7 protein-coding genes are annotated in these 6514 nt (G+C 37.5%); all 7 read left to right on the top strand.

Annotated elements, in window-relative coordinates; genetic code table 11:
* Positions 1-5: 5 nt before the first annotated feature.
* On the top strand, positions 6-755 hold the full coding sequence (locus tag BUB03_RS18990; RefSeq protein ID WP_040999451.1) for an isoprenyl transferase: 750 nt from the start codon (positions 6-8) through the stop codon (positions 753-755).
* 27 nt (positions 756-782) lie between these two features.
* Positions 783-3320 carry an outer membrane protein assembly factor BamA gene (bamA, locus tag BUB03_RS18995; RefSeq protein ID WP_040999453.1) on the top strand — a complete coding sequence of 846 codons (2538 nt, stop codon included), beginning with the start codon at positions 783-785 and terminating at the stop codon, positions 3318-3320.
* Between the two features lie 8 nt (positions 3321-3328).
* Positions 3329-3889 (top strand): OmpH/Skp family outer membrane protein, encoded by a 561-nt coding sequence (locus BUB03_RS19000; RefSeq protein WP_040999484.1) that lies wholly within the window; start codon positions 3329-3331, stop codon positions 3887-3889.
* A gap of 66 nt (positions 3890-3955) precedes the next feature.
* Positions 3956-4459 carry an OmpH/Skp family outer membrane protein gene (locus BUB03_RS19005; RefSeq protein WP_040999455.1) on the top strand — a complete coding sequence of 168 codons (504 nt, stop codon included), beginning with the start codon at positions 3956-3958 and terminating at the stop codon, positions 4457-4459.
* Between the two features lie 63 nt (positions 4460-4522).
* Positions 4523-5008, top strand: a complete 486-nt coding sequence (locus tag BUB03_RS19010) for an acyl-CoA thioesterase (RefSeq protein ID WP_048500841.1) — start codon at positions 4523-4525, stop codon at positions 5006-5008.
* Between the two features lie 20 nt (positions 5009-5028).
* Positions 5029-5892: a dTDP-4-dehydrorhamnose reductase gene (gene rfbD / locus BUB03_RS19015; protein WP_073066126.1), complete on the top strand. Its 864-nt coding sequence runs from the start codon at positions 5029-5031 to the stop codon at positions 5890-5892.
* A gap of 1 nt (position 5893) precedes the next feature.
* On the top strand, positions 5894-6514 hold a 621-nt coding region (locus BUB03_RS19020; RefSeq protein WP_083539014.1), incomplete at its 3' end, for a hypothetical protein.

A 6514-nucleotide genomic window follows, 5' to 3' on the forward strand; every position in this document is an offset into this window, starting at 1 on the left:
TTAATATGTCGTTGATTAAAGATAAAATAAATTCTCAGAATTTACCGAAACACGTCGCCATTATTATGGACGGCAATGGAAGATGGGCAAAAACACGTGGCGAAGAAAGAACTTTCGGTCACAGGAATGCCATTGATGCAGTAAGAAATGCCATTAATGCATGTAATGAGATAAATATCCCTTACCTGACACTGTATACATTTTCTTCAGAAAACTGGAACCGCCCTGCAAATGAAGTTAATACACTCATGAACCTGCTGGTGGAAACCCTTTTGCTTGAAGCTGAAGAGATTTTTAGCAAAGGACTCAGAATGCATGTTATAGGGAATTTAGAAAAGCTGCCTCCCCTTGTGAGAGAACAGCTTGAACGTGTAGTAGAACTTACAAAAGAAAACACAAAAGGCAATTTAGTACTGGCAATAAGCTATGGCTCACAGAACGAAATACTGAACGCTGTGAAAAGCATCAGTTCCGATGTGAAAGAAGGAAAAGTTGATATTGAGAATATTGATGAAAAATTATTCGAAAATTACCTTTATACAAAAGACTTCCCGCCTGTAGACCTGCTGATCAGAACCAGCGGCGAAATAAGAATAAGCAACTTCCTTCTTTGGCAGATTGCTTACGCGGAATTACAGTTTTTAGATGTCCTTTGGCCGGATTTTACAAAAGATATCTTCTTCCAGTGTATTGTAGATTACCAGAATAAAGAGAGAAGATACGGTTTAACTGGCGACCAGATAAATGCCCAATAAATTTAAAGAAAAGAAAGACTCGATAAAATGAAGTTTAGACTATTACCCATCATAATGTTTGCTGCTTCGGCACATTTTTATGGACAAGTAACTCCTCAGGACAGCACTAAAGTAAATAATGCTGTACATGCAGAAAATGAAGCAGGAACTTACACTCTTAAAGACATTGTTGTAGATGGGGTAAAAAAATATACGCCGGCACAGATCTTAAGATTTACAGGCTTAACTAAAGGAGAGGCTGTAGATATTCCGGGACAAAAAATCAGCAACGCTGTGAAAAAACTTTGGGATACCCAGTCGTTTTCAGAAGTTGAAGTATATGTTCAGAGTATTGAAGGACAGACTGTAGTTTTAAGATTCTACCTGGAAGACCTTAAAGAACTTGGAGAAGTAAAATTCACAGGTAAGGGGATCGGTAAGTCTAAAAACGAAAAGCTGACAAAAGATAACAATCTCAAGCCCGGGACAAAGATTACCCAAAACCTTATTTCCAGCCTTAAGACAAAAGTTCCTAAGGATTATGTGAAAAAAGGGTATGCTGATGCCAGAATCACCATTCAGGATAAAGTGAATGCCAACGATCCGTCTTTGGTAGACTGGACCATCAATGTAGAGAAAGGCAAAAGAGTAAAAATTGACCATATCGAATTTGAAGGCAACCAAAGCGTTACAGATGCAAAGCTTAGAAAAAAAGCCTTCAAAGAAACCAAACAAAAGAGATTTGGTATCGGCGGAATCCTGAAATCTTCGAAATTCATTGAAGAAAAATATCAGGAAGACAAACAGAGTCTTATCAGCTATTACAACTCACTGGGGTATAGAGACGCTAAGATTGTTTCAGATTCCGTATGGAGAAACAAAAGAAATAACTACGAGATCAATGTAAAACTTAATGAAGGTAAAAAGTATTATATCGGAGATGTTACATTCACCGGAAATACTGTTTACTCTACAGAATATTTACAGAGATTATTAGGATACAAGAAAGGAGATATTTACGATGCTGTAGGGTTTAATAAAAAAGTTGGAGAAGACGGAGGTAAAGAAGATGACTCAGATATCAAATCTGTGTACATGAATAATGGGTACCTTTTCTCTAATGTAACTCCTGTGGAAAAATCCGTATCAGGAGATGCTGTGAACCTGGAAATCAGAGTTAATGAAGGAGAACAGGCTACCTGGGACAAGGTAACATGGCAGGGGAATACAACCACCCATGACCACGTCGTGCTTAGAGCCCTGAGAACAAAACCGGGAGAGCTTTTCAAGAAAACAGAAATCAAAAGAACCTATTTCGATCTTGCCGGGATGTCTTTCTTTGACCCGCAGCAAATTAAATATGACATTAACCCTGATCCTCAGGACAATACCGTAGATGTAAACTGGAGCCTTGTTGAGAAAGGATCTTCTCAGGTACAGTTACAGGCAGGTTACGGTGGTAATAGCTTTATCGGGACATTAGGACTTACGTTCAATAACTTCTCTTTAAAGAACTTCCTTAAATTTAAAGACTTTAAACCGGTGCCTCAGGGTGACGGCCAGACTTTATCAATCCAGGCACAGGCCGGACAATATTTCCAGAACTATGGGATTTCATTTACTGAACCATGGTTATTCGGAACAAGACAAACTTCCCTTTCTGTTAGTTTAAATACCTCACGAGTAAAATATAACGATAGCAGTGGAAATGATCAGAAGCTTAATATCTTCTCCGCATCAGCAGGTCTGAACAGATTACTGAATTGGCCGGATGACTACTTCTCGTTATATACAGGAATCCAGTTCCAGAATTATAAATTCAGTAACTATCCATTCCAGTTCGGAGATACTACAGAATACTATGGAGATGCAAACAACTTGAGTCTTAACTTAGGTTTAAGCAGAAACTCAGCAGGTATCGACCCAATCTTCCCGACGATGGGTTCAAATATTGAACTTTCCGCGAAATTAACCGCACCATATTCATTGTTCAGCAACAAAGATTATTCTACAATGTCACCGGTTGACAAGTATAAGTGGATGGAATTCTACAAAATCAAGTTCAAAGCCGATGTGTACAACGAGGTTATCGGGAAACTGGTGTTGAGATCTTCCGCTGAAATGGGATTCATGGACGGATATAACAAAAAACTTGGAGCTCCGCCATTCGAAAGATTCTATGTAGGAGGTACAGGTTTGTTCGGAGGTAGATATGACGGACGTGAATTGATTCCGTTGAGAGGTTATGAAAATGCTTCAACATATGGAGGAGAAATAGATGACATTACCCAAAGAGGAGGAGGTACAATCTATAACAGATTTACACTGGAATTAAGATACCCGATCTCAATGAACCAGACCGCTAAAATTTATGCACTTACCTTTGCAGAAGGAGGGAACGTATGGAACTCGTGGAGTACATACAACCCATTCCAGCTGAAAAGATCTGTAGGGATTGGTGTAAGAGTTTATATGGGAGCCTTTGGTTTGATCGGATTTGACTTTGCTTACGGATTCGATAAGACAGTTTCCGGAACAGAGCCTTCTGGATGGAAAACACACTTCCTGATGAACCAATCATTATAATCACACATATGAAGAACCCTAAAATCATTTTCACATTTGTATTGTTCCTGTTTTTTGGATTTTCAAACGCACAGAAAATTGGAATAGTAGATACAGGCTATATCTTAGACAAATTGCCTCAATACAAAGAAGCAGAAGCAAGATTAAATGCTCAGATCGATACCTGGCAGTCAGAACTTCAAAACCTGCAGTCAGAATACGAAAGAAAAAAATCGGCATTTGAAAGTGAGAAAGTATTGTTGATAGGAGACCAGCTAAAGCTTAGAGAAAAAGAAGTGATGGACCTTGAGAAAAACATCAAGACCACTACAAGCTTACGTTTTGGAGCCAATGGTGAGATTACAAAACTAAGAACAAATCTGGTTGTACCGTTCCAGGATCAGATCTGGACGGCTGTTAAAACAATGGCTGAGAAAAATGGATTGGGCACGGTTCTTGATAAATCCGATAACAATGTGCTTTTCCTTCTGCCAAGATATGATTATACAGAAAAAGTATTGACGATCTTATTAAAAGGATCTGCTCCATCTGATAAAAAAGAAAAGACAAACAGCAAAAGTAAAAAGTAATATATAAATTAACTTTTGCTTAAAATTGAAATCTAAAAACAAATTAAATTATTTATTTTACCAATTATGAAAAAATTAAGTGTATTATTTGCCGCGGTAATAATGGTTGTATCGGTAAGTATGGCGAAAGCTCAAAAATTAGCTTCTGTAGATTTAATGGGAGTTCTTAATGCAATGCCTGAAAAGAAAAAAGCAGATACGGATATAAAAACTTTCCTGGATGCAAAGCAAGCTGAAATTAAGAAAAAAACAGATGCTGCTCAGGCTAAATTCCAACAGTATCAAACTGAAGCTCCTAAGAAAACAGCTGAAGAAAACACTGCTAGAGAAGCAGAAATGAAAAAATTAGGGGAAGAAATCCAGCAAATGCAGGAAAAAGCTCAGAAAGATCTTCAGGCTAAGCAGGATGTAGCTTTCGGACCTATCGAGAAAAAGCTGAATGACGCTATTGAAAAAGTAGCTAAAGCTAACGGTTACGACTTCATCTTGGATGCAAACGCAGGAGCACTTGTATACAAAGGAGGTGCAGACGCTACAGCTGCTGTTAAGAAAGAATTAGGGATCAACTAATAAATTAGCAAAGTTTTATAAATTAACCGTCTCTTTTAGAGGCGGTTTTTTTATTTTTGCCCTATGGAAAAAGAAGTATCAACAACCGTAAAAGTAAGGTTCAGCGATTGTGATCCGATAGGACATTTGAATAATGTAAAATACCTGGACTATATGTTCAATGCCAGAGAAGATCATGTAGAAACATTTTATGGATTCACATACGAAGAATATACCAAGAAAACCGGATGCACATGGATTGCCATTCAAAATGAAATTGCTTACTTAAGAGAAGTAAGATACAATACCCAGGTGGTGATCAGCAGCAAAACAATAGAAATTCAGGACAGGACGGCTAAAGTAGAAATACTTATGAAAAGCCTCGATGAGAAAACCGTACATGCAGTTTTATGGGTTACAGTGATTTATTTCAACCTTAAAACAAGAAAATCCGAAATTCATCCCGAAGATATAAAAGAAACATTTCATAAATTCTATGTAGATCTTGAGCAGAAAGACTTCCAGTCCAGAGTGAAGTTCCTTAGATCTCAGAACGCAAAAAATTCATAATAAAAATTAAAGAATCACACATGAAGAAAATAGCAGTAATAGGAAGCAACGGACAGTTGGGTAACTGTATCAGAAAAATTGCACCCGATTTTGAAAATACCTATGAATTTATATTTACAGATTCTCAAACTCTCGATATCACAGATGAAGATCAGGTTAATGATTTCTTTTATGATAACAAACCGGACTACTGTATCAACGCATCCGCTTACACAGCTGTTGACTTAGCCGAAAAAGAAAAGGACAAAGCATTTGCTGTAAACGCTTACGGAGTTGCACACCTCGCTCAGGCCTGTGCAGATTACAAATGTATCCTGATTCATGTTTCCACCGATTATGTGTTTGATGGAGATACCAACCTTTCCTATTCAGAAGATGACTTTACCAATCCGGCTGGAGTATATGGCGAATCAAAGAGAAAAGGAGAAGAACTTGCTCTGGAAATTAATCCGCGAACTATCATTTTAAGAACTTCATGGTTGTATTCAGAGTTTAATAAAAACTTCGTTAAAACAATGCTGAGCCTGTTTTCTCAAAAAGACGAGCTTGGAATTGTTGCCGACCAGTTTGGGCAGCCTACCAATGCCAACGATCTTGCAGAAGCGATCATGAATATTATTGAAGCCCCGGACAAAACTTTCGGTATTTTTCACTTTTCAAATTACCCCGAAACTACCTGGTTTGAATTTGCCAAGAAAATTGCTGAATTTTCAAACTCTTCGGTCAAATTAAATCCCTTGACGACGGATCAGTATCCTACTCCTGCAAAAAGACCGGCCAGAAGCACAATGTCTTTGGATAAAATAGAAGAAGTATATAAAATAGAGCTTAAGCATTGGGAAAACAGTCTCGAAGAATCTGTCAAAATATTAACACAACAATAATATGATCAAAAACCTGGCGGTTGCCATCTCCATATTCTGCATTCATCTCTGTAATGCTCAGAATGTATATCTTTCAAAAGTTGAGAAAACAAATGACAATACAGATAAGTTTCTCTATAAAAAAGCAGAAACCATAACCGATGCCGAATATCTGGGGGAAATTGAAGTTCAGGGATTCTCAAAAGATGATGCAGCTGTTTTTTCTCTCATATATAAAAAAGCAAAAGAAATAGGAGCCAATACATTCTCATTTAAACCTTTTGAAAATATAGAGGGTACCCCTCAGCCTTTTAATCCTGCTAATTATAAAATTGCCCTTTATTATACCCCAAAAGAAAAATTGAAGGACCAGGAGGGTAAATTATATGTTTTTGCTTCTTCTGATAAAGAACAGAAGATTAGTATTAATAAAAAAGACTATTTACTGTCACCCAGATCTTACCTTACCCAGGATATTATTCCCGGGGAAGTCTATATTATATCGACAAAGAAACTTCTTGGTTCCACAATTAAAGTTCAGGCTAATAAAGAAAACCTATACTTCCAGGTATCTTCTTTGAGGGTAAAGTCAGACACTTCCGGAGCTGGCGGTTTGAACCTGAAATCCGGTGATATTGTCGGA

Source organism: Chryseobacterium oranimense, from assembly GCF_900129755.1.
Lineage (GTDB): Bacteria > Bacteroidota > Bacteroidia > Flavobacteriales > Weeksellaceae > Chryseobacterium > Chryseobacterium oranimense.